General features: G+C 44.1%; 21 protein-coding genes. 1 reads left to right on the top strand and 20 read right to left on the bottom strand.

What is annotated here, in order from left to right:
• The 5 genes from HC175_RS04245 to HC175_RS04225 form a co-directional block, all read right to left on the bottom strand.
• Positions 1 to 339, bottom strand: coding sequence for a cupin domain-containing protein (locus HC175_RS04245; protein ID WP_168137273.1), 339 nt, complete (start codon positions 337 to 339; stop codon positions 1 to 3).
• Entirely contained in the window at positions 336 to 2,150 is a 1,815-nt protein-coding gene (gene pelA, locus HC175_RS24680) for a pectate lyase (protein ID WP_168137272.1), read from the bottom strand. The genes HC175_RS04245 and pelA overlap by 4 nt, the downstream gene beginning before the upstream one ends.
• Positions 2,151 to 2,222: 72 nt before the next feature.
• Positions 2,223 to 4,136 carry a pectinesterase family protein gene (locus HC175_RS24115; protein WP_168137271.1) on the bottom strand — a complete coding sequence of 638 codons (1,914 nt, stop codon included), beginning with the start codon at positions 4,134 to 4,136 and terminating at the stop codon, positions 2,223 to 2,225.
• A 51-nt stretch (positions 4,137 to 4,187) separates the two neighbouring features.
• The gene (locus HC175_RS04230) at positions 4,188 to 4,844 is read right to left on the bottom strand and encodes a LamG domain-containing protein (protein WP_168137270.1); all 657 of its coding nucleotides are present in this window, start codon (positions 4,842 to 4,844) and stop codon (positions 4,188 to 4,190) included.
• A gap of 16 nt (positions 4,845 to 4,860) precedes the next feature.
• Complete coding sequence (locus tag HC175_RS04225; protein ID WP_168137269.1) at positions 4,861 to 6,300, bottom strand: glycoside hydrolase family 28 protein; 1,440 nt, start codon at positions 6,298 to 6,300, stop codon at positions 4,861 to 4,863.
• 256 nt (positions 6,301 to 6,556) lie between these two features.
• On the opposite strand from HC175_RS04225, the gene HC175_RS04220 reads away from it, so the two are divergent.
• Positions 6,557 to 7,603, top strand: coding sequence for a LacI family DNA-binding transcriptional regulator (locus HC175_RS04220; RefSeq protein WP_168137268.1), 1,047 nt, complete (start codon positions 6,557 to 6,559; stop codon positions 7,601 to 7,603).
• 24 nt (positions 7,604 to 7,627) lie between these two features.
• Here the strand turns inward: HC175_RS04220 and HC175_RS04215 are convergent, their stop codons facing one another.
• The 15 genes from HC175_RS04215 to HC175_RS04145 form a co-directional block, all read right to left on the bottom strand.
• Positions 7,628 to 9,244: a UxaA family hydrolase gene (locus HC175_RS04215; protein ID WP_168137267.1), complete on the bottom strand. Its 1,617-nt coding sequence runs from the start codon at positions 9,242 to 9,244 to the stop codon at positions 7,628 to 7,630.
• Positions 9,245 to 9,249: 5 nt separating this feature from the next.
• Entirely contained in the window at positions 9,250 to 10,707 is a 1,458-nt protein-coding gene (locus HC175_RS04210) for a tagaturonate reductase (protein WP_168137266.1), read from the bottom strand.
• A 26-nt stretch (positions 10,708 to 10,733) separates the two neighbouring features.
• Complete coding sequence (locus tag HC175_RS04205; protein ID WP_168137265.1) at positions 10,734 to 12,023, bottom strand: TRAP transporter large permease; 1,290 nt, start codon at positions 12,021 to 12,023, stop codon at positions 10,734 to 10,736.
• Positions 12,020 to 12,487, bottom strand: coding sequence for a TRAP transporter small permease (locus tag HC175_RS04200; protein WP_168137264.1), 468 nt, complete (start codon positions 12,485 to 12,487; stop codon positions 12,020 to 12,022). Before HC175_RS04200 ends, HC175_RS04205 begins: the two co-directional genes overlap by 4 nt.
• Before the next feature lies 1 nt (position 12,488).
• Positions 12,489 to 13,484, bottom strand: a complete 996-nt coding sequence (locus HC175_RS04195; RefSeq protein WP_168137263.1) for a TRAP transporter substrate-binding protein — start codon at positions 13,482 to 13,484, stop codon at positions 12,489 to 12,491.
• A 34-nt stretch (positions 13,485 to 13,518) separates the two neighbouring features.
• Positions 13,519 to 14,547: a sugar kinase gene (locus HC175_RS04190; RefSeq protein WP_235942516.1), complete on the bottom strand. Its 1,029-nt coding sequence runs from the start codon at positions 14,545 to 14,547 to the stop codon at positions 13,519 to 13,521.
• 52 nt (positions 14,548 to 14,599) lie between these two features.
• Positions 14,600 to 15,268 carry a bifunctional 4-hydroxy-2-oxoglutarate aldolase/2-dehydro-3-deoxy-phosphogluconate aldolase gene (locus HC175_RS04185; protein WP_168137262.1) on the bottom strand — a complete coding sequence of 223 codons (669 nt, stop codon included), beginning with the start codon at positions 15,266 to 15,268 and terminating at the stop codon, positions 14,600 to 14,602.
• A gap of 12 nt (positions 15,269 to 15,280) precedes the next feature.
• Complete coding sequence (locus HC175_RS04180; RefSeq protein WP_168137261.1) at positions 15,281 to 16,321, bottom strand: sugar kinase; 1,041 nt, start codon at positions 16,319 to 16,321, stop codon at positions 15,281 to 15,283.
• Positions 16,322 to 16,381: 60 nt separating this feature from the next.
• Positions 16,382 to 17,785: a glucuronate isomerase gene (uxaC, locus tag HC175_RS04175; protein WP_168137260.1), complete on the bottom strand. Its 1,404-nt coding sequence runs from the start codon at positions 17,783 to 17,785 to the stop codon at positions 16,382 to 16,384.
• A 28-nt stretch (positions 17,786 to 17,813) separates the two neighbouring features.
• Positions 17,814 to 18,578 (bottom strand): SDR family NAD(P)-dependent oxidoreductase, encoded by a 765-nt coding sequence (locus HC175_RS04170; RefSeq protein ID WP_168137259.1) that lies wholly within the window; start codon positions 18,576 to 18,578, stop codon positions 17,814 to 17,816.
• Positions 18,578 to 19,414, bottom strand: a complete 837-nt coding sequence (gene kduI / locus HC175_RS04165; RefSeq protein ID WP_168137258.1) for a 5-dehydro-4-deoxy-D-glucuronate isomerase — start codon at positions 19,412 to 19,414, stop codon at positions 18,578 to 18,580. Before kduI ends, HC175_RS04170 begins: the two co-directional genes overlap by 1 nt.
• A gap of 186 nt (positions 19,415 to 19,600) precedes the next feature.
• Positions 19,601 to 20,416 (bottom strand): rhamnogalacturonan acetylesterase, encoded by an 816-nt coding sequence (locus HC175_RS04160; RefSeq protein ID WP_168137257.1) that lies wholly within the window; start codon positions 20,414 to 20,416, stop codon positions 19,601 to 19,603.
• A gap of 46 nt (positions 20,417 to 20,462) precedes the next feature.
• A complete protein-coding gene (locus HC175_RS04155) occupies positions 20,463 to 22,106 on the bottom strand; it encodes a glycoside hydrolase family 43 protein (protein WP_317172081.1) in 1,644 nt (547 codons plus the stop codon).
• Position 22,107: 1 nt separating this feature from the next.
• Positions 22,108 to 23,106: a DUF4861 family protein gene (locus HC175_RS04150; protein WP_168137256.1), complete on the bottom strand. Its 999-nt coding sequence runs from the start codon at positions 23,104 to 23,106 to the stop codon at positions 22,108 to 22,110.
• A 7-nt stretch (positions 23,107 to 23,113) separates the two neighbouring features.
• Entirely contained in the window at positions 23,114 to 24,340 is a 1,227-nt protein-coding gene (locus tag HC175_RS04145; protein WP_209309924.1) for a glycoside hydrolase family 88/105 protein, read from the bottom strand.
• Positions 24,341 to 24,344: the final 4 nt, after the last annotated feature.

Here is a 24,344-nt window from a genome sequence, read left to right as displayed (position 1 = left end):
TTACTTTAAAAAGTCTTCCCGTACGGGACTAAAGCTGTCTATTAATATTCCTTTTTCGAGGCATTCAGCGCCGTGTTTGGCACGAGGTGGAACAAAGAATGCATCACCTGATTCAAGAACTTCAGAAATTCCGTCAATAGTGATCCTGAACTTTCCTGAAGCCACAACAGTGCCCTGGGAGTGCAAATGATCATGAACATCACCCACTGCGCCTTTTTCGAATTTTACTTTTACGATCATTAGCTGCGGATTGTAACCAGTGATTTGCCGTGAAATTCCTTCTCCGGCTGGTTCCCATCCATTTTCAGCTTCCTTAAAAAAATGCTTTCTTTTTGTCATTTTTGAGGGCTATATTTTTTCTCCCACCGGGGATAATCTTCCTTGAGAAGATCTTCTGCATAATTATCGATATAGCTATAGTTGGTTCGGCGTTCATGTTCTATTTCGTGCAGCTTATATTTAATAATACCGTCACGCCCAATGAACATTGGCCTGTTGGTCCCTATCTCGGTAAATCGCCCCCATAAAGGTCCGCCTTCGGGATCTTCAATCAATACCCGATCACGACCTTCGGGAAGATTTGGATCTTTGAACCACTTTACCTTTTTCCCCATCACTTTCGCCTCTTCAAACCATCGTGCAGCACTTCGCACAGCCTTCTTCACTTCTTCGGAAGGATCTTCCAGTTCCATTAGATATTTTAGTATCTCTGCACTTTCTTTTCCGCTTAAAGATGGTAGTTCATAAGCCCGGGCTTTTGCCGGCTGTAGAGTCTCCTTATCGTGCTGTGCACCCCAGGCAGTGAGTTTGCCATCTACTTTCACCTGGGTAGCCAGGATGATTTCGAGGCCTTTATCTACTGCCTGCCTTGCTTTTTTCTGCAGGACGTTATCTACAAAAGTGTACGGTGCCTCATTTTTTGCAATGGCTCGCAGTAAACGCATCACTCCTATCATAGCACCGTCGTTGTAGGTGATATGCTCGTAATATCCTTTGCGAATTGGGTAAAACTGTGGCCAGCCTCCATTGCTGTATTGTGCCTCGAGCAGAAAATCAATACCCTTCAAAAATGCCTTTTTATACACCTCTTTTCCGGTAGCGGTATAGACTTTTGCCAGATATTTTAACTGGGTATGAGTAGCGCCGTTATCAATGGTAGTCCCAAGATCTTCGGCACTGGCTTTTTGCAATTCTTCCTTCTCCTTTGGGCTTAGCTCATTGGCCATGTCAATATTCTTATACCAGCCACCGTTTGTGTGCTGGTAAAGCAACACATTATCGGCAATTCGCTGTGCTTCCTTAGTCTTATACCATTCTTCTTCCTGTAGCAGAGCTTTTCTCCACGGAACTTTTTCTGAATATTCTACCGCTCCAACCGGAACCTGTATGATGATCTCCTGGGAAAGAATTTCAGGATCAATAAATTCCTTTAACCCGAGCTCCTTCTTCGCGATTTCCTGAAGGGCCAGACTCGCAACGAGAATAGCACCTTTTTTCGAAAGATGAGTGTCATCGCTTACACCCTTAGGTTCGTACGGATCTTCCCCCGGCTCCAGGTGAAGATGCAGCTGTTTCGATTCCTGAGGGCCATAGGAGATCTCCAGTTGTTCGGTCTTTAACTGAAGATCAATAAATGGCACATCAAGGTCATTGGCCACCATTTTTACCACCAGTGGATACTGCCCATGTGTATCTATCAGCACCCCGTCCTCATTGAAGTTACGCCGAACAATAGAAGTGAAAAGTACAGGAGTAGCTCCCTTGGCACGGGTTTCTTGTACAAACTCCTCCAGGTTTCTTCTATATTGCGTGAAAGGATTGGTGTACCTCGCAGGGTCATTAACTTTCTGGTCATTATGTCCAAACTGAATGAACACGAAATCTCCGGGTTTTAACTCCCTCTTTACAGCCTCCCATTTTCCTTCGGAAATGAAACTCCTGCTGCTGCGTCCATTCACAGCATGATTTTCAATTTTTAGCTGAGAAGACATCAGTTCCGGAAGCACCTGCCCCCAGCCATGTTCAGGGTTTTTATCGGGATCCTTCTTATTGGACATCGTTGAGTCGCCAATGAGAAAAATGGTCGGTTTTTCCTGGGCCTTTATAGCGATAGAACAACAGATCATAAAGAACAGCATCAGATTTTTCATTTTTTGAAAACTAATATTTTTTGGGCGACGAAGCCCGGTTATTTATCTTAAGTTCCTTTTTTCGTCAAGGCTTCAGAAGTTGCTGGAACTCTGGTCGCCCATCTCATTTGCTGCCCAGTACCAATCCTTCTTGCTGCTGAAGATATGCTTGAGATTAAATCTTTCAGCTTCTTCCTTTGATAATTGATGTGTCCATGCAGCCCGTGTTTCAGGCGAAGCTCCAGGTCCACTACTGTTGTACTCGGCATAATAGGCCGTGCGTTGCTTATTCGGAAACATCTTATCTCCAGTCCATGGGTCCCAGCCTTCCGGAAGTATATGCGGGCCAAGTTGCGAATTGATCAAAACAGTCTTTGCATAGGGTCGCCATGGCCTCCCAAGATAAACCTCGTCAACTCCTTTGGCCGCAATAAAATTGCAATCCAGAAATACATATCCAAACTCCTGATTTTGTGGTGTTGCTGCAGCGGTAATAAAGGAATCTTTCAAACTTTTAATTGTACAGTTCTTGAAAACTGCGGTGGCTTCCCCAAAAATAAAATCGGTAGTGCCTTCAATAAAACAGTTGAGATATAATTGCCTGCTCCCTTCGGTTGCGGTGTAAAGCGTGTCCTGGTACCCCAGAATATCGGCATTTTTAATGACAAACCGATCGCCTTCCACATGTAAAGCCACGGCCTGTCCCTCGCCACAGCTGGTGTTCTGGATTGTAAGATTTTCCAGCTTAATGTCATTTCCTCTTACCAGAACTGTGTAAGAAGTAAATGTGGAATGTTTTTTCTTATTTTGGGGATCAATCTTCCCCGAAAAATCGTCGTTACGAATGATCGTTCTTTTCCTGTCTTCGCCAATAAGAGTCAGCTGATGTTTCCATGAGGGGATCTCCAGTTTCTCGTTGTAAACACCTGCCTTTATTTTGATCACTACTTCTCCGGGTCCAAGATCACGAGTGGAATCTATCGCCTCCTGAATGCTTGTGAAATCTCCATCTCCCTTTTGCGACACCAGGATCTCCCTGTACTTCTTCCTTGCGGAAGAAGAATTTTTAAAGATCCTGTCCAGGAAATTTGTGGTGAGCCGGACTGTTTCTTTAAACCAGGGGTGAACAAGCCAGAACGCGTGAGGCGTTTTCTCAAGGGTATGTACCTCGTGGTAAATGTGATGCTTGTTGAGGAGACTGGTCATTTCATCCCGCCCCGCATGAAACCGGGGATAAGAGCTATTAATGAATAAGCTAGGAGGGCTTTGCTCATCTACATATTCCAGCGGGGAAGCCTCTTTCCAGGTCTCAGGACCTTCGGCTTTTGTGCTCCCAAGCCAGGTTGCGGCCATCCAGCCTTCTTCAGCGTCGGGATGAACAAAGGAAACAATGCCATCAATGTTTACAATAGCCTGAACTTCATCTGAAAAATCTGATTTTTGGGAGGTATAGATCTCCGAATTAGAAGTGACTCCTACCAGCGTTGCAAGATGCCCTCCTGCTGAAGCGCCGAGAACTGCAATTTTCTCTGGATCTATATGGAAATCTGCCGCATTTTCTTTCATCCATTTTACAGCATCCTTTAGGTCCAGCACGCCGGCAGGATAGACGGCCTCAGTTCCCAGGCGATAAGAAGCTGTAATCGCAACATAGCCATTTACAGCTAATTGCTGTGCCAGGGGCTGAAGGTTCTCCTTACTTCCGGTGAGCCACCCGCCTCCATGGATAAGCAGCACAGCCGGAAATCTCTCTCCTTTTTCAGATCTCGGAAGATAAACATCTGCAGTCAGGTCTTTTTCAGCAGTTGTTTTATAGATAAGATCTTCCCGGGTTTCGATCTGGTTGAAAGATTCCAGTGCAACAGGGGAAATGAAAGGATAATCCTTTTTCAGCTTTTCAAAAGTGGTTTCAATAGTATAAGGCTTCACTTCCTTTTTCTGTGCCAGTAATGCCGGAAGAAAGCTGAAAAATAAGAGGGCCGAAAAAAGGCATTTTTGAAGGGTCATATTTTTACTTTTTGCCAAAGTATGTTCTGGTATTTATAACTCGACCTTGTACTATTCTGAGTTAGCGAGTGGCTTAAAGCGGATTTCCCTTATCGCGCCTTTGAACCACGACCGCCTGTCCATTCGCGTTCCCACTGAAGTTTTTGCGTTTCCATTAATGGGCAGGTACTTGAAATCTCCGGAAACTTCTTCTTTCCCGTTCACCAGCCCCCGAACTTTGCCGTTCCTGTACACCAGGCTCATGGTGTACCATTCATTAACAGGATGAGTTTTGGTAGAATCCATTAAGGTAAGGCTTTCGTCTTCAGATCTTATGAACCAGTCCCCATACCACTCCTGCTTGTCGTTGAGGCGAAGTTCAAGCAGGATTCGTCTGCTCTCATCTTCAGGATCCTGAATATGAAGAAATCGTTGTTCCCTTTGCTCCGGAAAACCCTCACCTGGCATAAAATCCACTTCTATTGTAAAGGCTTGCATTTCAGCAACAGGATTTGCATCGATCAACAAACCATCCTGCTCCCCGTCAAATACGAGATAGTCATTTCCAGGAGCGACTTCAGGATTTCCAACGACCTCAAGTGCATTTCCCCCTATTTCCTGTGTGTTGTCGAGGCTCCAAATTTCAACGTCCTGCGGGGTCGGGCCACAAGACGTTGCAAGAAGGTACAGCAATACCAGGAATTTTCTTTCGGGGGAAAAAATGCGCATGAATTCAGATCAGAGATTAATACTTTTTCCCATTGATCACTGTATTTTCGAACACGATAGGCTCGCAGTGCTCAACTTTAAGCGGTACTTCAGCATTTTTAATAGTAACGTTCTTCAGCTTGACGTTTGTCACTGGCGATTCTTCTCTTCCTCTTATGAGGATGCCGTATTCTCCGCCGTTTTCAACCTCAACATTCTCTAGAAAAATATTGCGGATCACCGGCATAAATTCCCCTTCCTGATTTCCATAAATTGCATAATGGGTATTGATCTTCAAAACTGCTTCCTTCACCTGCCCAACCTTAAGGTCTTTCACAAAGATGTTTTCTATGGTACCACCTCTCCTCGTGTTGGTTTTGATCCTTATGGCACGATCAAGGTTAGGACTGTTCATGGTATTATTTCGCACATATACATTTCTTACGCCACCAGAGATCTCACTACCCATTACAACACCGCCGTGACCATCTTTCATGGTGCAATTCTCCACTACAATATTTTCACTGCTAATTCCAACTCTTCGGCCGTCATTATCACGGCCAGATTTAATGGCAATACAGTCATCTCCCGTATCAAAAAGACAGCCTGTAATATGAACATTTTTGCTGTACTCGGGGTTACAGCCATCGTTATTTGGACCGTGGCTTATTACGCTCACATCCTTAACCGTTACGTTGTTTGATTTTATGGGGTGCATTACCCAAAACGGTGCGTTTCTAAAGGTCACGCCTTCTATCAAAACATTCTCACACTCAAAAGGTTCAAAGAAAGTAGGTCGAAACTGATGTCCTTCCCCAAAAACTCTTTCCTCCACCGGAGTTCCCTTTTCAACCATTTCACTAAGTCTAGGCAGATTGGCATCATCATGCTGCCTTACGTCTCCCTCCTTATAGCCATATTCCTCTTTTCCACTCCAGGGCCACCAGCTGTCATTTCCAGCCTGACCATTAAAGGTGCCCTTTCCGGTGACTGCAATGTTCTTTTGCTGATAGGCGTAGATAAGAGGGGAGTAGTTCATGAATTCCATGCCTTCATAAGAAGTATGCACCACAGGCAGATAATCGCTGGTATTCGTTGAAAATCTCACTTCGGCTTCCTCCTCGAGGTGCAAATTGACATTACTTTTTAAGTGAATGGGTCCGGTTAGATATACTCCCTTAGGAACAAGAACTTTCCCTCCTCCGGCATTGGCACATGCATCTATAGCAGCTTTAAACGCTGCAGAACTACTGGTCGTAGCGCTGGCAGTTGCACCATAATCCATAATATTGAAAACCTCGTCCCTAAATTGGGGGATCTTGATATTCTTTACGATCTCATCTGCCTGCTTCCACGGATCATCAAAACTGAGATCTGTTGCGGTTTCTTCGGAAGCAACCGGTTCACTCTGATTTTTGCAGGATAGGACCAACAGGCACATTAGGAATCCACAGGCAAATTTTAAACTGACTTTCATTCTATAAAGGATTTTATTTGTTGTTATAACGTCTGGTACATGTAATCGATTGCACTAAATTAACAGATTTTTTCCGGTTTCACCAAGCCTCTGAGCCTAATTATTTTTGAATTACAATTTAATTCTGTCTTAGGTTTTATGAATATTCCCGGATTATGCTGATATAAATCATAGGATGTTAATATTTTGCCTCGCCTAAAGACAATTTTTTGATATCTTTGTTATGCAACTTGTTGCATAATCCCAATCATTTCTCATGAAAGAAAACGGTAAGGTTACCATCTATGATATTTCAAAAAAGCTGAATATAAGTGCCGCTACAGTTTCAAGGGCGCTCAACAATAATCCGAAGATCAGTATAAAAACTAGGGAATTGGTCTTTGCCGCAGCAAAAGAAATGAACTATAAGCAAAACAGACTTGCCCAGGCTTTGAAAAGCGGAAAAAGCAAGAACGTGGGAGTCATAGTTCCTTATATCAACCGAAATTTTTTCTCCTCCATTATTCGCGGGATAGAAGAAGAACTGGGACCTCATGGGTACCACGTGATCATTTGCCAGACGCATGAACAAATGGAAACGGAGATCGAACAGATCAATACGCTGCTCAACACGCAGGTGGACGGGATCTTTATGTCCATCTCAAAATCGACCAACAATACAGAACATTTTAAAAAGGTTTTAAAAGAGGGAAAATGTCTGGTCTTTTTTGACAGAAAAATGGATGTACCGGGAGTGAGTTCGGTAGTTATAGATGACTTTAAAGCGGGATATATGGCAACGAGCCATCTTATTTCCCAGGGATGCAGGCGCATTGCTCATTTTGCAGGAGATCTTAACCTGGAGATCTACAAGAACAGGCATGAAGGATACCTTAGTGCTCTTAAGGAACATGGTTTTAAGCCCAATCCAGACTACGTTTTTAGAACGCTGAGTAGTATTGAATCTGGCGCTGCAGCAGCAAGAAAGATGTGGGAGCTTAAAGAGAAACCAGACGGAGTATTTTCGGCCAGTGATTATACCGCTTTGGGTGCGATACAGGAACTGCGTAAAATGGGCGTGAGGATCCCCGAAGATTTCTGCATTTCGGGCTTTAGTAATGAACCTTTTACGAAGTACATGGAAATGCCAATAAGTTCTGTAGACCAAACGCCTCTTAGAATGGGCAAAATTGCAGCCCAGGTCTTTCTCGAGCAGGTAGACAGTACAGAGAAACTAACCATTGAAAAGAAGGTGGTCTTATCTCCCGAGCTCATGGTTAGAAATTCCTCAGATCGCAGCCTTCTTAAGGTAGCAGGGGAATAATTCTCATGTAAAAACAAAGGGTGTCTATAACGACACCCCTCTTTTCCACGGTATAAAATCGTCCTGATTTAGCGCTTCAGCTTTGGTGATAATTTCTCCATCAGCCACTTTAATGATGAACTCCAGGATCTCTTCTCCCATCTCCTCGATGGTTTTCTCAGCTTTGATCACTCCGCCGGCGTCAATGTCGATAATGTCGGGCATACGCCGCGCCAGGATAGTATTGGAAGAAACCTTAATAACAGGGGCAACAGGATTTCCAGTTGGAGTACCTAAACCTGTAGTGAAAACAACCACATTAGCTCCTGCCCCTACCATTGCCGTAGTACTTTCCACGTCATTGCCGGGAGTACAAAGCAGGTTTAATCCGGGTTTGGTGACATAATCTCCGTAATCCAGCACATCCTGAATTGGGGATGTTCCTCCTTTTTTAGCCGCTCCAGCCGATTTCATGGCATCAGTAATTAGTCCATCCTTAATGTTTCCAGGCGATGGATTCATGTCAAAACCAGATCCTGCATCAATGGCCGACTTTTCAAAAGCTCGGGTCAACTCGAGGAACCTTTCGGCCAGCTCGTCGTTCACACAGCGATTGATCAATTCCTGTTCAATGCCGCACAGCTCCGGAAATTCAGAAAGAATAGGAGAACCTCCAACTGCCGAAAGCAAATCTGACGCATATCCTAATGCCGGGTTTGCAGAAATTCCGGAAAAACCATCAGACCCTCCGCATTCAAGGCCGAGTTTGATTTTTGAAATAGATGCCGGTTTTCGACGAATCTCATTCGCTTCCCTTATAGCCGCGTAAGATTCACTAATGATCTTACTCATCATTTCATCTACGGTACCCAGTTGTTGCTGTTCAAAAAGTAAAACCGGCTTTGCTGTGTTGAAATTTATTCTCTCCAGTGCCTTTTTAAAGATATCTATCTGAAGATTCTGGCAGCCCAGGCTCAGCACAGTGGCCCCAGCCACATTGGGATTATTGACGTAACCCGCCAAAAGCCTTGCCAGCGAAGCAGAATCCTGTCTTATACCACCGCAACCTCCCTGATGGGTGATAAATTTAACTTCAATATTATCAAAGATCTCGTTCTCCTCTTCTTCAACAGAAACGGCTGAGGTGCTATCTTCTCCCTGGATAAGGCGGCGCAGTAAAAGTTGCTCCTTTGAAGGCTTCCTGAAAGAAAGTTCCTTCTCAAAAACCTCCTTTAGCAATTCGATATTCCTGTTCTCACAAAACACCAGCGGAAAGAACAACCAGACATTTTTGGTGCCAACCTGACCATCTGGTCGATGGTACCCATTAAAGGTCCTGTGCTTCCATTTGGAAACATCGGGGGCATTCCATCCTGTAGTTTCTGTTTTTTTATGAGCCTGGGCAGCCTGATGCTTTACGTTATTAACAGTTAAAACTTCTCCTTTTCTTATAAGCTGAGTTGCAGTTCCCACCAGCACTCCGTACATATAGATCCTGTCTCCCTCCTTGAGGTCCACCAGACTTATTTTATGCTTTGCAGCAACATCTGTTAGTACTTCCAGGTTTAAATCTCCAAGGGACAGGTTTTCACCTTTCCATAGATCGGCCAGCGCCACAGCAACATTATCTTCGGGATGAACTTTAATTATTTTCGTCTCCATTCTTCTTAGCTTTTCACATTAATTTTTTCCTGAAAGGAACGAAACCCTTCTTCTACGCCCTTGTCTTCAAGCTCCTCGAGAGCAATGATCAATTGGTCTTTCAATTCTGGTACGGTAGTGAGATCCTGGTCCCAGTATTCTCTCCTGGAAAGCACCTTTTCCACAACTGCCTCTGCAGTTCCCAGTGTCCAGGTTTCTTTAAAGAATTCTGTGATCTGGACATCATCCTGAACTGGTAATTGCCTGCCCTGCCATTCTCCTTTATAGAATCTTATCAAGCATGCAAAAGCAAAAGTCAGGCGTACAGGCAATTCTGATCTTCTTTCCTGAAATTCAAGCAAGCTGGGCAACACCCTTACCTTGAACTTAGAAACCGAATTAAGTGCAATGCTCGCCAGCTGATGTTTTATAAAAGGATTTCTGAAGCGGTCCAGCACTTCAGCCGCAAAAGAATCAAGTTCTTCTTCAGCAAGATCAAGGGTGGGATTGATCTCTTCAAAAATGGCATTTTTGACAAACTTTCCGGTGAAAGCATCATCTACAGTTTCTTTGACGGTTTCCTTTCCGCTTAAAAGTGCAAAAGGTACCATTGTGGTATGTGCACCGTTGAGGATCCTTACCTTACGGGTGCGATATGGCTGGATATCATCGACTATAAGTACGTTCTCATCGATCTTGTCAAAAGGTAGTTTTGCCTTCAGATCTTCCCCGCCTTCAATCACCCAAAGCAGAAAAACTTCGGCAGTAACGATGAGCTTATCTTCAAACTGTAACTGACTTTGATATGCGTCAATTTCAGCTCGTGGGTATCCCGGAACGATTCTGTCGACCAAAGTGTTATGGAAGCTGTTGTGCTGCTCGATCCAGGTTTTAAAGCCGCTATCCAGGTTCCAGAGTTCCACATATTGCAGAATGATCTTTTTGAGATTGTCGGCATTATAATTAATGAGCTCACAAGGAATTATGCTTAATCCCTTATCTTCCGCGCCATTAAAGTGCTGGTACCTCTTCCAAAGCAAAGCAGTCACCTTGGCCGGAAAACTGTTATGTGGCAGCTTTTCAAGCCTGTCCAATTCATCAAAGGCAATTCCGGCTTCTGTGGTGTTAGAAATGAGAAATTCCAGCTGTTCTTCTGTAGCCAGCTCCAGGTAATCATCATAGTTGCGATAAGGATTGATAGCTTTCTGAATACAGCTTATCGTCCTTTTCTCCTGAATTTCCTTTCCGTTCTTAACGCCTCTCATAAACAGGTTGTAAAGACCATCCTGTTCGTTCAACATATCAACAAGACCTGCATCTATAGGTTGTACAACGGCAACACCTGCATTGAAGTCGGCCTCTGTATTCAATTTATCTATTAAAAAATCGACAAAGGCACGTAAAAAATTTCCCTCTCCAAACTGAAGTATCTTTATTGGCAACTTTTCCTGAAAGCCACTATTTTTCCTGTTTAATCTTTCCATAATCATTCTTTTTATTCAATTATAATCTATTCAAAGAGCGAAGGCAGCCATGTGCTGATCTCCGGGATAAAAGTGACCAGCAGTAAAACAATGGCCATTACCACGTACAAAGGCAGTAGAGGTTTTATCACTTTCTGAATAGTAGTTTTTGCAACACTTACTCCAATAAATAACACCGATCCTACCGGAGGAGTACAAAGACCCACGCACAGGTTCATTACCATGATGATCCCAAAATGCACTGGATCAACTCCCAGACTTTGCATCACAGGGAGGAAAATGGGAGTAAAAATGAGGATAGCGGGAGTCATGTCCATAAAAGTTCCTACAAAGAGCAACAGCAGGTTGATAATTAGCAAAATCACAAACTTATTATCACTTAATCCCAGTAATACTTCACTAACCGACTGCGGAATATTCTCAAAAGACATTACCCATGACATGCTCATGGAGGTAGCGATCAACAGCATGACGATCGCTGTGGTACCTACAGAACTTAAAAATATGTGGTAAAGCTTTTTCCTGGAGAGCTCCTTGTAGATCAAGGCGAGTACAAAGGTGTACAGAACGGCAATCGCTGAAGCCTCTGTCGCAGTAAAAATTCCTGAAACTATTCCGCCAATGACCACTACAAGTAAAAACAAACTTGGTAAAGCGTCCAGGAATGACCAGGCGACAGTTTTCAAACTGCTTTTTTCTCCCGCAGGATATTTTTTCTTTTTGATCCAGAAGGCTGCGGTAAGCATAAGTGCGAGCCCCATAAGGATCCCCGGAATGTATCCCGCGAGAAAAAGAGCTGCAATTGAAACTCCTCCACTCGCCAGGGAATAAACGATCAACACATTGGAAGGTGGTATCACCAATCCTGTAGTAGAGGCTGTAACATTGATGGCCGCTCCAAATTCCTTGGAATAATTCTCTTCTTCCATTCGCGGACCTAAAATTCCGCCAATGGCTGAAGCCGCTGCAACTGCCGAACCTGAAATCGCCCCGAAGAGCATGGCTGCAATGACATTGACGTAGATCAAGCCTCCCGGCAATCCTCCTATAAGGGATTTAGCAAAATTTATGAGCCGCGTTGCAATCCCGCCCTGGTTCATGATCTGACCTGCCAGAATAAAAAAGGGAATGGCGAGCAGGGAAAAACTGTCAAGCCCCGTGGCCATTCTTTGCGCTACTGTAGTAAAAGCAGCCATAGAATCAAGAGAAGCCAGGAGTGTAAGCACACAGGAGATCCCAATAGACCAGGCTACCGGAACTCCGATACTGAGTAGGATCAGGAAAGAAACAACAAGTATTAAAATTTCCACAATCATACCAGATACTTTTTAGGGTTGAGCAATTCAATGATTTTATATACGATCACCAGCGCTCCACTAATTGGGAGGGCCAGATAAATAGTTCCCAGCGGGATATTAAGCGCAGCAGAAGTCTGGCCCAGAAGATAATTCACATATACCAGGTTGCTGCCTCCAATAATAAGCACGAAAAAACTGAAGCCAATAATAAGTACATTAATTGCACTTCTCAACTTGATCCTATTGCTTTCTTTGAGCTTTGGACCCAGAATATCAATGGAAAGATGCTGCCTTTGGCCAGATATATATGCCGCGCCTAAAAGGCCTATCCAGATCAAAAGATATCGCGCTACTTCTTCTGTAAAGGAACTTGAAGATTGCAGTGCATACCTGGAGAATACCTGCCAGGTCACCGCAAAAACCATAAGGCTCATCAAAAAGACGAGAAAGATCCCGAGAATCTTGTCTATAATTAGTTTCATTCTATTTGGTGGATTGAATAGCGTCGATTAATTTCTTCATTTCCGGATCCTCCGAAAATTCGTCATACATGGCAGTGACCTTTTCCCGAAACTTGTCCTTATCTGGATAAGTCACTGTCACTCCTGCCTCCTGAATGGCTTCAAGAGCCTCAAGTTCTGCTTCCCTCCAGATCACTTTTTCAAATTCAGATGATTCGCGGGCTGCTTCTTTTAACCACTTTCTTTCCTGTTCAGAAAGTTCATCCCATATTAGGGTGCTAATAAGGAGAATATCTGGTAGGGCTGTATGCTCATCTACGAGATAGTACTTGCAAACTTCATAGTGCCGGGATAGGTAGAAGCTAGGCAGATTATTTTCGGCCCCATCGACTATTCCCTGTTGAAGAGCGGTATAGAGTTCGCCCCATGAAATTGGAGTGGGAGAACCTCCCAGCTGCTTCACCATATTGATGGCAGTATTACTCTCCATAACCCGCAGTTTCAAACCCTGAAGATCTTCGGGAGTTTCAATGGGAGTTTTTGTATAAAAACTCCTGCTCCCAGCATCGTAGAAAGTAAGACCTTTAAGACGTTTATCAAGACCGTCATCAAGCAGGGCTTCCCCTATTTCACCTTCCAGTGCAGAAAATCTATGCTCCCTGTCCCGGAATAGGAACGGGAGACCGAATACCCGTAGCTTTGGAACAAAATTTTCCAAAACTCCGGTAGACACTTTTGTCATTCCCAGGCTTCCTATTTGTAACAGCTCGAGCGACTCTCTTTCAGAACCCAGTTGTTGATTAGGGTAAATATCTATGGACATGGAGCCGCCAGATTTCTCATGGAGTCGCTCCTTCATATAGACCATGGCCTTGTGAACCGGATGTGAGGTATCAAGACCATGCCCCAGTTTGATGACTTTTGTGTCACTTATAATTTCCTGGCAGCCTACGACCGTAAGCAGCAGTAGAAGAGAAGCACTTCCAAAGAAATATTTCTTCCATCTGTTTTGTTTCATCTTCTAATTTTATTTCTGTTCTTAAACAATTCCATTATCTTTTGATTCTTCCATCTGTTTTGCCCTGCGCAACTTCCTGTATCTCTTCAACACTTACTAAGTTCACATCTCCCATGTGCGTATGCTTTAAGGCGCAGGCCGCATTTGCAAAGTTAAGTGCCTCCTGCTCGTTAAAATGCTGCAGCCCGTACAGCAGCCCTGCCGCAAAAGCATCACCTGTACCTATTCGGTCTACCACGCTGGTGATCTCAAGTTGAGAGGTAGAAAGAAAAGCATTGCCATTCCATGCCCGGCCATAAACCTTTTGCCATGATGCATCCACGCTCGTTCTCACCTTGTCAAATACCTTAGTGATCTTCGGAAATTTTTTAAGCAAGGCTTTACTGGCTGCAATAAAACCTGCTTCATCTGAAGTATATTCTGTTTCCAAAAGCTCATTGATCTCATTGACTCCACCAATGAAGATGGTCGAAAGGGCGATAAGCCCACTCAATATCTCCCTGCTGCTCCTGCCGTACTTCCAGAGGTTACTTCTGTAAGCAGGATCGGCAGTGACCATCACCCCTTTCTGACCGGCCCTTTCCAGTCCCGCCTTAAGGGTTTCATAAGCGCCTTCAGAAACCCCGGGAGAGATCCCGCTCCAATGTAAAAGGCTGCATTTCTCCAGGATCTTTTCCCAATCTACCTGCTGCGGATCTATATTCGCAAAGGAGCTGTTAAGCCTGTTGTAGGCAACCTGGCTCGAGCGCATGGCTGAGCCCACTTCCAGAAAATATAAACCCAGGGGAAAATTCACCTTTTTGACAGCCGATATTCCGATCCCGTACTTGCGAAGCGTGGCCACTGCGGCCTCCCCCACGATATCATTGGAAACATTAGTTACATGCTCCACCTCCACGCCCATATGTGCAAGTGACGCAGCTACGTTCATTTCGGTTCCACCAAAGAAGAAATCCAGATGATTCGCCTGTAACAGCTTTCGGTTATCTGAGGGAGATAAACGCATCAGAACCTCACCAAAGGTGACGATCTTTCCCGTTTCTGAAGTTTCTCCCTGCATCATATCCAGAAAAGCATCCTTCAGGAAAAAGAATTCCGAAGGATGCCTCTTTTATTTATTTTCTTAAACTTTTGATGAGCGCTAAAGTCTCCCGTACTATCTTCTCAAGACCGGAAAAATCTTTATTAGCGATCACCTCTTTAGAGATAAGTTTGGAGCCCATGCCCACACAGGTCACGCCCGCATCAAACCAGCCTTTCAGGTTTTCCTCTGTAGGAGAAACGCCTCCCGTAGGCATGATGCTGGTCCATGGTTGCGGACCTTTGATCCCTTTTACGAAGTTAGGACCGTAGGTGCCTCCGGGAAACAGCTTCACAATTTCACAGCCCAGCTCTTCGGCCCGGGCAATTTCTGTCAGCGAACCACAGCCTGGAGACCAAAGTACCTTCCGGCGGTTACAAACCACTGCAATGTCTTCTCTTAAAACTGGAGTTACAATGAAATTTGCTCCCAGCTGCATGTAAAGGGAAGCAGCTGCAGCATCTGTCACAGAGCCTACTCCCAGGATCATTCCCGGAAGTTCCTTTATCGCATATTTGTTGAGTTCTCCAAAAACCTCGAAAGCAAAATCCCCGCGACTGGTGAACTCCATTAAACGAGAGCCACCGTCATAACAGGCTTTGAGTATGTTTTTTGCTAGTTCTACATCTGAATGAAAGAACAAAGGCACCATCCCTTGTTCTTTCATTACCGATGCTACTTCTATTCTTGAATATTGAGCCATAGCTATATCTTTTTATCGGGCTACACGCCCTGAAGCGTCACCGCCCATTAATTTCTTCACCTCATCTATGGTCACCAGATTCGCATCTCCTTTGATGGTGTGTTTCAATGCTGATGCAGCTACCGCAAAGTTCAGCGCGTTCTGGTCATCTTCAGGGTATTTAAGCAAGCCATAGATCAATCCTGCCATGAAGGAATCTCCTCCTCCTACTCTGTCCACGATGTGTGTAATGTTATATTCAGGAGACTTGAACATGGTTTCCCCATCATAAAGAACTCCAGCCCATGTATTATGGGAAGCGGAAAGTGATCCTCTAAGTGTAGTAATTACCTTCTTCGCATTCGGAAACTTCTCCATCATTTGCTGGCAAACTGAAAGAAAAGCTTCAGCTTTTACATGCTCTCCCTGGGTAGTAATGTCAAGACCTTCCGGTTTAATTCCGAAGTGCTTCTCGGCATCTTCTTCATTCCCAAGGATAATATCACAATAGGATGTAAGTTCGGTCATGATCGCTTCTGGCTCTACTCCGTATTTCCAGAGCTTGGCGCGGTAGTTAAGATCTGTCGAGATAGTAATTCCTTTTGCACTTGCAGCCTTTACAGCTTCAAGACAGGCATCGGCTGCTCCCTGGGAAATAGCCGGGGTGATCCCGGTCCAGTGAAACCAACCTGCCCCTTCAAAAACCTCATCCCAGTCTACCATTCCCTTTTCAATCTCTGACATGGCAGAATGAGCACGGTCATAAACCACTTTACTCCCACGACTCACTGCCCCGGTTTCAAGGAAATAGATCCCCAGACGATCTCCGCCAAAGATGATCTTATCTGTACCAACATTTCTTTTGCGCATCTCCATTAATGCACATTCTCCAATATCATTCTTCGGTAAACGGGTTACAAAATCAACCGGCACCCCATAATTGGCAAGGGAAACGGCAACATTAGATTCCCCGCCTCCATAAACCACATCAAAACTACTGGCCTGTGAAAACCTGAGATGCTCCTGCGGCGCCAGACGTAACATTATTTCTCCAAAAGTGACTACTTTTTTCATTGTTCTTGTTTATTTAAAATCCATATTTCAGCATGCAACCTTTAAAAAGGTGAAGCTGGTTTAAAAGTCAAAATATTCCTTAGCATTATTGTAACTAATGTTTGCAATGGTCTTTCCAACCATTTCAAGATCATCTGGCAACTCTCCCTTCGCCATTTCCTCTCCAAATAAATTACACAGCACTCTTCTGAAATATTCGTGACGAGGAAAAGAAAGGAAACTCCTGGAATCGGTAAGCATTCCAATGAACACACTTACCAGCCCCATATTGGAAAGCGCGTCAAGCTGATCTATAATTCCCTGCTTCTGATCTAAAAACCACCATCCGGAACCAAATTGCACTTTTCCTTTGATACTTCCATCATTGAAATTACCTATCATGCTGGCAAATACAGCATTATCTGCGGGATTGAGATTATACAAGATCGTTTTGGCCAGTTTATCTTTCCCGTCCAGGTGATTAAGGAACTGAGAGATCTTTTCGGCCTGGGTGTAATCTCCTATGGAATCCCAACCTGTATCTGGCCCAAGTTTTTCGAGCATGCGCTTATTGTTGTTTCTAAGCGCTCCCAGGTGAAATTGTTGAACCCATCCAAATTCCTGGTAAGTCTCTCCCAGAAATACGAGAATAGCAGTTTTAAACTTCTCTACTTCCAGAGGAGAAATTTCTTCTCCATTTCTCTTTTTTGAGAAGATAGCTGCAATCTCTTCTTCAGAATAATCTTCGAAGGAGATGGAATTCAATCCGTGGTCACAAAGCCTGCAGCCGTTCTCATGAAAGAATTCGATCCTTTTTCTCAATACCTCCTGAAGGTCCTTATATGTCTCAATTGGAGTTTCTGCAACATCTGTTAATTGATCTATATAAGCATTGAATGTGGGAGCATCAATTAAAACTGCTTTATCGGGACGAAAAGCTGTACTTACCTTTATTTCGAAGTCACTTTTTGCCAGCTGTTGATGATATTTCAGAGAATCTACAGGATCTTCGGTAGTACAAAGAGTTTCCACTCCCATTTTCTTCAGAAGCCCCCGGCAGGAATATTCCGGTTGTTTTAGCTTCTCATTCACCGCATCGTAGATCCTTTCGGCAGATGCTTCGTTCAAGAGCTCATCAATTCCGAAGTATCTTTGCAGCTCCAGGTGCGTCCAGTGAAAAAGAGGATTCCGAAGGGTGTGCGGTACCGTCTTTGCCCAGGCCATGAATTTCTCCTTATCTGTAGCATCCCCGGTAATATATTTTTCGTCCACTCCCATGGTACGCATGGCGCGCCACTTGTAGTGATCGCCAGCGATCCACACCTGTGTAATATTGTCGAACTGCCGGTCTTCTGCAATTTCTTTAGGGGAAAGATGATTATGGTAGTCTATTATAGGCTGCTCCTTAGCATAATTGTTATAGAGATCCTTTGCCTGCTGATTGTGCAGTAAAAAATCTTCGGTAATAAATTTGTTGGATTTCATGCTTTATGTTTTATTCAAATTCGCGTAGTTAGCGGCCCATCCAGCCACCATCTACTAATACAACAGAGCCATTCATGTAGTCACTCGCTTTGGAAGCCAGGAAAACAACAGGGCCTTTAAAATCTTCTGGTTGCCCCCATCGTCCTGCCGGAATTCTACTAAGGATCGAGGTGCTCCTTTCCTCATCATCCCGTAAAGCGGCAGTATTATCTGTAGCAATGTAACCTGGTGCAATTGCGTTGATCTGCACTCCTTTTGAAGCCCATTCATTGGAAAAAGCCTTTACGAGCTGTCCAACTGCGCCCTTAGAGGCAGCATAGCCGGGGACGGTGATCCCGCCCTGGAAAGTGAGAAGGGAGGCTGTAAAAATTATTTTCCCACTTCCTCTTTTGATCATTTCTTTCCCGATCTCCCGGGTTAAAATGAACTGAGAATTTTGATTGACTTCAATGACTTTGTCCCAATAATCGTCCGGATGTTCGGCGGCAGGTTTCCTCATGATAGTTCCGGCGTTGTTCACCAGGATATCTATCGTCGGGTTTTCAGATTTTACTTTTTCAATAAAAGCATAAAGGCTTTTTCTGTCTGAAAAATCACATTGATAGGCGGAGAATTTTCTTCCCGCAGCTTTCACTGCTTTTTCTATATCTGAACCTTCTGCCTTTAGACTGGTCGAAACTCCTATAATATCTGCGCCGGCTTCTGCCAGGCCTTGTGCCATTGCGAAGCCAATTCCGCGGTTACATCCTGTAACTAATGCCGTTTTTCCTGTTAGATCGAATAGCTCCATCATTACTTCAGGTTATCGGGATCTACCTTGTCCATATCGCCGTAGTCCAGATTCTCACCTGCCATTCCCCAGATAAAAGTGTAGTTGGAGGTACCGGCACCCGCGTGAATAGACCATTCCGGAGAAAGGACTGCCTGATGGTTCTTCATGAAAATGTGCCTAGTCTCATCTGGCTGACCCATAAAGTGACTGATGGTTTGTCCTTCTTCAAGATCAAAATAGAAATAGGCTTCCATGCGGCGGGCATGAGTGTGTGGAGGCATCGTGTTCCATACATTCCCTGCCACAAGTTCGGTCATCCCCATTTGTAACTGACAGGTCTCTACTATACTGTTCACAATTAGCTTGTTCAAAATGCGCTTATTAGCATATTTTTCATCACCCAAGTGAACTACTTCTGCATCTTCTTTTCCAACTTTTTTCGTCGGAAATTCTTTATGAGCAGGAGCAGAATTCAGATAAAAAATTGGCTGTTCCCCAGCTTTCCTCTTGAAAATGACATTTTTGGTGCCTTTTCCTACATAAAGCGCTTCCTTGTGGTTGAGTTCATAATCCTGCCCGTCAACTTCTACCACACCTGCACCTCCTACGTTGATCACCCCAAGTTCCCTGCGATCAAGAAAATTTTCGGCTTTGAGATCATCTATGGTTTCTAACTGCAGATCTTTATCTACCGGAAAAGCACCACCTACAATAAATCGGTCATACATGGAATAGGTAAGGTTGATCTCATCATTTTTGAAAAGTTCGGGGATAAGAAAATGCTCCCTTAACTCCTGAGTAGTATATCTTTTGACATCATTTGGGTGATGTGCGTAACGTAATTCTGAATTTGTCATTCCGATTATTTTTGCTGTTCTACTTTATTTTCATCCGAGCTTGAAAAGCCTATGTTTCAATCCCGTATTTCTGCTGCCTTTGCATTTGTGCAATCGATTACACAAATATAGAATTTTTTCAGCGAAAAGGTTTTCCTAAGCGTTAAAATCCTCTGTAAAGGCATAAAATATTAGGCTTCAAAAATGTCATTTTTGAGACTGCTTATTTTGCATACTCTCATTTAGCTCCTCCAGACCTTCATATACCAGGCGTGCTACGGCTCTGGCTCCTTCAGGTTGAAAGTGTGTATTATCGCTGCTGCCTTCAGGATAAGCTTCATATTTTCCGGGGCCAAAGTTCATGAAGTAATTTGCCGTTACATTATCTTTTCCCTTTTCAGTGAAGTGCTTCAACGAACGCTGGGTTAGATCAACAAGATATACATCCAGCTCCCTGGCCACTTCTACAGCTGCCGTGTAATATTCTCCGTGAACATTTTGTAAGGCTCCGTTTTCCCAGGGATAATTGCGATTCACCGGAGTGAGAATGACAGGAATTGCACCTTTTTGACGGGTCTGCGTTACATATAGCCGCAGATATTCCTTGTACCCCTGAATATTTACAAAGCGTTCAAGTTTATTTTCGGCCGCGTCATTGTGCCCAAACTGCATGAGTACCAGATCTCCTTTTTTAAGATCTTTGTAAACAGACGCCCATCTTCCCTCCTCAAAAAATGTCCGGGTACTGCGGCCCCCACGCGCCCTGTTATCTACAAGGGCAGCATTTGAGCCAATGAGATGAGACAAAGGCTTCAATCCCGCTGAATCTAATGTTTCCTGAAACACCTGCCCCCAACCTGTAATGGGATACCTGGTTTTCATATAATCTTTACCCGGATCATAGTTGTCACTATAATCGGCCATGGTGGAATCTCCAATCAAGTAGATTTTTACCACCTCGTCCTGCTGAAGTAACAGGAAAGGGATCATTAAGACCAGTAAAAAATAAGGCTTTAATGCCATGATGTATTTTTATGTTACTGCTTTTTTAAAAGCTATTTTAAACAGATTATTTTTTCGAAAACCTGAACCAATCGAAATCGGAATAACCCGAATCGTTGATCTTTTTCTCTTTGGTGGCAAAGATTCCCACTTTTGCGCCGACCCACTTTCCTTCTCTGGCTGTAAAATCTTCTTTTACTTCGGTGAAGGTTTTTCCGTCTTCACTATAGCTGAAGGTGCATTCGGCATTTTTGTCAACTTCTACTCTGAAATACACATCCTTTCCAGATAGCTTTTTCAGCTGTTTCTTTTCTTCAGGATTGCCTTCATCGGCATTTTTAGATTTAGCAAAGACCAAATAGATCCCATCTTTTCGGCTTTCCAAAGCCACATAGGCATAAGATCTTCCCATCACCACGAGTCCGGCTTTTTCATTTTCGAGATCTTTGTTCGGATTAAAAGTCAGTTTTGTAGTAGTGGTAAATTCTTCTGCCGGAAACTTCTGTAACAGCAGGTTTGGAGCATCCCAGAGGTTTTTAGCGCCTTCCGGAAGTAACTGAGTGTACAGGCGCAGCTGCCCTTTTGCCGGATTTGTGAACGCCCAGGTGGTTTCAGGATTTGCCTGCCACTGCCATTGGTGCCCAATATCATTTCCGCTGAATTCATCTGAATCTTGTGGCGTCACTATTGGATAAGTCTTGCCAACATTCGGTTTACGGAAAGACATTACCGGCTGTCCAGTGCCGTCTCCATCCTTATCTTCTCCCATTGTAGGCCAACCGTTCTTCCAGGTCATAGGCTGCAGGTGCACAATTCGCCCGTACGCCTCCTTATCCTGAAAATGTATGAACCAATCTTCCCCATTTTCAAGTTCGATCCAGGCACCCTGATGCGGGCCATTAATATCTGTATTTCCCTGCGCCAAAGAAACATGCTCCTCGTAAGGCCCATAGGGATCTTTGGATCGAAGTATTAACTGCCATCCTGTGGACACGCCGCCTGCAGGGGCAAAAATGTAATAATAGCCATCTTTTTTATAGAATTTAGTTCCCTCTACCGTTGGGTGATCTTCATGTCCGTCAAATACAATTCTTCCTGATCCTGTAGTTTTTGTTCCTTCCCAGTTCATGGGCTTCACCACCAGAACACTTTTAATTCCTGCCCGACTTCCTGCAAAGGCGTGAGATAAATATGCCTTGCCATCTTCGTCCCAAAGCGGCGCAGGATCAATAAGTCCTTTTCCTGCTTCAACAAGAACAGGCTCTTCCCATTCGCCGGCGGGTTCATCAGTTTTTACCAAATAGATCCCAAAATCGGGATCTCCCCAATAGATGTAGTATTCTCCCTCGTGGTAACGGAAAGCAGGTGCCCAAACCCCATTTCCATGCTGGGGGGTGCTGAAATGTTCGTCAGGCACCTGTCGGTCTAATGCATGACCAATAAGCTTCCAGTTAACAAGGTCTTTGGAATGTAAAATCGGCAAAGCCGGTGCCGAATTGAAAGACGATGAAGTCATATAGAAATCATCACCAACCCGCACAACATCGGGATCTGAATAATCTGCATGAAGAACAGGGTTCTTATAGGTACCATCTCCCTGGTCGGCCACCCAGACTTCAGAAATAAAGTTTTCCTTTTCCTGGGCAATTGCAGTTGCTCCTGCAAAAATGAAAAAAACGGCTATCCCTATAAATATCTCTGTGCGCTTCACTTTATTCCAGTTTTCCTGAGTTTCGTAATGTATTCAGATGTTCGTCAAGTTCAGCGAGAAAAGCATCTTTAGTCGTTATTCCTCCCGGCTCCTGCTCCCAGGCGGCAAGGAAATAATAGGTCACGGGGTCGGCGGTTTCGTGGAAGATCACCAGGTGGTCATGCGGCCCTTCCTTTACTTCCTTCACCTCTTCAGGTTTATAGAATAAGGCCATTCCAAGTTTGTCCTCCTCATTTACTAAGGTCTGAGCGCCATAGGTAGCGATATAGGCCCATTCTCCACCTTCACTTTGCTTCTGAAGCAGCTCGATATTTTCAGCTTTTACAATCCCCGTAGTTAAACCTGCAAGGGGTTCAGAAAGATCAAGAGTCGCTTTGGTATATCTTCCTTCCGGAAAAATTGTAAGAGTGGAAACCAGATCAACTGTATCATTTCCTGTCACCCAATCTGTGTATTCAATTTTCACTTCGGAAGAAGCTTCAGCATTAGAAATCTGAGCGTAAGTATTACCAACACTTCTGAAATGCGCTACCGTATCATTCATAAACCTTCCGTAGCTACCAATCCCCAGGGATTTCCCGGCTTTTAAAATATCCATTCCCCAGGGAGCCGCTTCGTGATAGGAGTCAAATCCATCCTGTCCCACTGCAGCTAATACCATGGTGTCTGTCTTTTTTCCGAAGACATCAATAGCATTTCTCCAGTCGAGGTACAACCTGTATCCCACCTGCGCGTTTTCCCAGCCCGAGCCTTCATACTTTATGTAGTAGGAATGATCTGTATGCTCGGCTGGAAGTGTTAGCTCCTCAACATTTTCAAAAGTGCCCCCTACGTATTCCCGGCCTTCCCACTGTCCGCCGGTCTTTACAGAAATTTCAGCATAGGTCTTCTGCGCTACCTCATCGCTTTCAGGAATAAGGCGGGATTTTTCATCATTATTCTCCTTACAGCCCACTCCCAGAGTTAAAAGGCCAAGTAATAAAGCTTGATTAAGTTTCATGTAATAATTATTGTTGGTTCAACTCTTCGTATTCTAAGGAGGCCAGGATGAAAGGTCCCACTCCTTTTGGATCATTGTCTCTAATGATCTCATTGATATAATATTCATAAGAACCGTCCCGATATGGATCTCCACCCAAACCAGCGACTCCATTCACATCTGTAAGGCTGATAGTGCCATCCTCGTTTTCCTCAATGAACTGTTCTAAAATCCCTTCATAGGCTTTAATTCCTGCGTCGCGGTATTTTGTATCGAGGTAACCCTCATCCACTCCTTTCAGAAGGAAATATGCAAACATACTCGATGCGGAAGCCTCTAAATAGTTGCCTTCTCTTTCGCCCTGATCCACTACCTGATACCACACTCCCGTTTCCTCATCCTGATATCTAACTATACCAGCTGCGAGTTTCTGGGCAATATTGATAATGTTTTGTCTTTCGGGGTGATCTTGCGGAAGGAAATCCAGTACATCTACAACGGCCATAGCGAACCAGCCGATACTTCTTCCCCAGTAATTGGAAGAAAGACCTGTCTCAGGATCTGCCCAGCGCTGCTCCCGGCTTTCATCCCAGGCGTGATGGAAAAGACCTGAATCTTCGCTATAGTGATACTTATTGACCAGTGCGAATTGATTAGCTACATCGTCAAAAAGTTCAGGTTCATCAAAGGTTGCGGCGTAGCGGGCAAGAAATGGTGAACCCATGTACAAACCATCAAGCCACATTTGATAAGGATAGATCTTCTTGTGCCAGAATCCACCCTCAGAGGTCCTTGGATGCTCCCGCATTTGATCTCTCAGGATTTCAACTGCCTTTTGGTATCTTTCCTCTCCGGTTTCTTCATACAGGCCTATCAGAAATCTGCCTCCCTGCACCCTGTCAATATTGTAATCAGATTGTTTATAGGTTTTGATCACGCCTTCTTCATTGATCATGAACTCAGCAAAATTCTTGATATAATCCAGGTATTTTTCCTCTCCCGTTTTATCATGCAGCTTCTCCATGGAAGTCATGATAAGACCATGAGTGTATTCCCATTTTGGCTTCTCATTAAAGTCCAGCGTCCAGCCTTTTGGGTTTCTCTTAATTTCTGAGTCGGCCATCCAGGTGGAATATTTAAGCTGCTCTTCTACGGTACCTGCTGTGGCAAGCTTATTTTCTTCAGCTCCTTTGCACCCGGTCAAAAGGGTGAAAATTGAAAAAAGGTAAAATCCAGGTTTTATAAATTGCTTCATTTTC

The sequence above is a fragment of the Salinimicrobium oceani genome (assembly GCF_012037645.1).
Note: the sequence above shows the minus strand (reverse complement) of the source record. Positions and strands in the feature narration are given on the sequence as shown.

Coding starts and splice junctions, on each gene's coding strand:
- HC175_RS04160 (WP_168137257.1), bottom strand. CDS start 20,416: ATGGCATTAAAGCCTTATTTTTTACTGGTCTTAATGATCCCTTTCCTG.
- HC175_RS04145 (WP_209309924.1), bottom strand. CDS start 24,340: ATGAAGCAATTTATAAAACCTGGATTTTACCTTTTTTCAATTTTCACC.
- HC175_RS04150 (WP_168137256.1), bottom strand. CDS start 23,106: ATGAAACTTAATCAAGCTTTATTACTTGGCCTTTTAACTCTGGGAGTG.
- HC175_RS04205 (WP_168137265.1), bottom strand. CDS start 12,023: ATGATTGTGGAAATTTTAATACTTGTTGTTTCTTTCCTGATCCTACTC.
- HC175_RS04230 (WP_168137270.1), bottom strand. CDS start 4,844: ATGCGCATTTTTTCCCCCGAAAGAAAATTCCTGGTATTGCTGTACCTT.
- pelA (WP_168137272.1), bottom strand. CDS start 2,150: ATGAAAAATCTGATGCTGTTCTTTATGATCTGTTGTTCTATCGCTATA.
- uxaC (WP_168137260.1), bottom strand. CDS start 17,785: ATGAAATCCAACAAATTTATTACCGAAGATTTTTTACTGCACAATCAG.
- HC175_RS04180 (WP_168137261.1), bottom strand. CDS start 16,321: ATGAAAAAAGTAGTCACTTTTGGAGAAATAATGTTACGTCTGGCGCCG.
- HC175_RS04200 (WP_168137264.1), bottom strand. CDS start 12,487: ATGAAACTAATTATAGACAAGATTCTCGGGATCTTTCTCGTCTTTTTG.
- HC175_RS04245 (WP_168137273.1), bottom strand. CDS start 339: ATGACAAAAAGAAAGCATTTTTTTAAGGAAGCTGAAAATGGATGGGAA.
- HC175_RS04185 (WP_168137262.1), bottom strand. CDS start 15,268: ATGGCTCAATATTCAAGAATAGAAGTAGCATCGGTAATGAAAGAACAA.
- kduI (WP_168137258.1), bottom strand. CDS start 19,414: ATGACAAATTCAGAATTACGTTACGCACATCACCCAAATGATGTCAAA.
- HC175_RS04170 (WP_168137259.1), bottom strand. CDS start 18,578: ATGATGGAGCTATTCGATCTAACAGGAAAAACGGCATTAGTTACAGGA.
- HC175_RS04195 (WP_168137263.1), bottom strand. CDS start 13,484: ATGAAACAAAACAGATGGAAGAAATATTTCTTTGGAAGTGCTTCTCTT.
- HC175_RS04190 (WP_235942516.1), bottom strand. CDS start 14,547: ATGATGCAGGGAGAAACTTCAGAAACGGGAAAGATCGTCACCTTTGGT.
- HC175_RS24115 (WP_168137271.1), bottom strand. CDS start 4,136: ATGACCCTTCAAAAATGCCTTTTTTCGGCCCTCTTATTTTTCAGCTTT.
- HC175_RS04220 (WP_168137268.1), top strand. CDS start 6,557: ATGAAAGAAAACGGTAAGGTTACCATCTATGATATTTCAAAAAAGCTG.
- HC175_RS04225 (WP_168137269.1), bottom strand. CDS start 6,300: ATGAAAGTCAGTTTAAAATTTGCCTGTGGATTCCTAATGTGCCTGTTG.
- HC175_RS04210 (WP_168137266.1), bottom strand. CDS start 10,707: ATGGAAAGATTAAACAGGAAAAATAGTGGCTTTCAGGAAAAGTTGCCA.
- HC175_RS04215 (WP_168137267.1), bottom strand. CDS start 9,244: ATGGAGACGAAAATAATTAAAGTTCATCCCGAAGATAATGTTGCTGTG.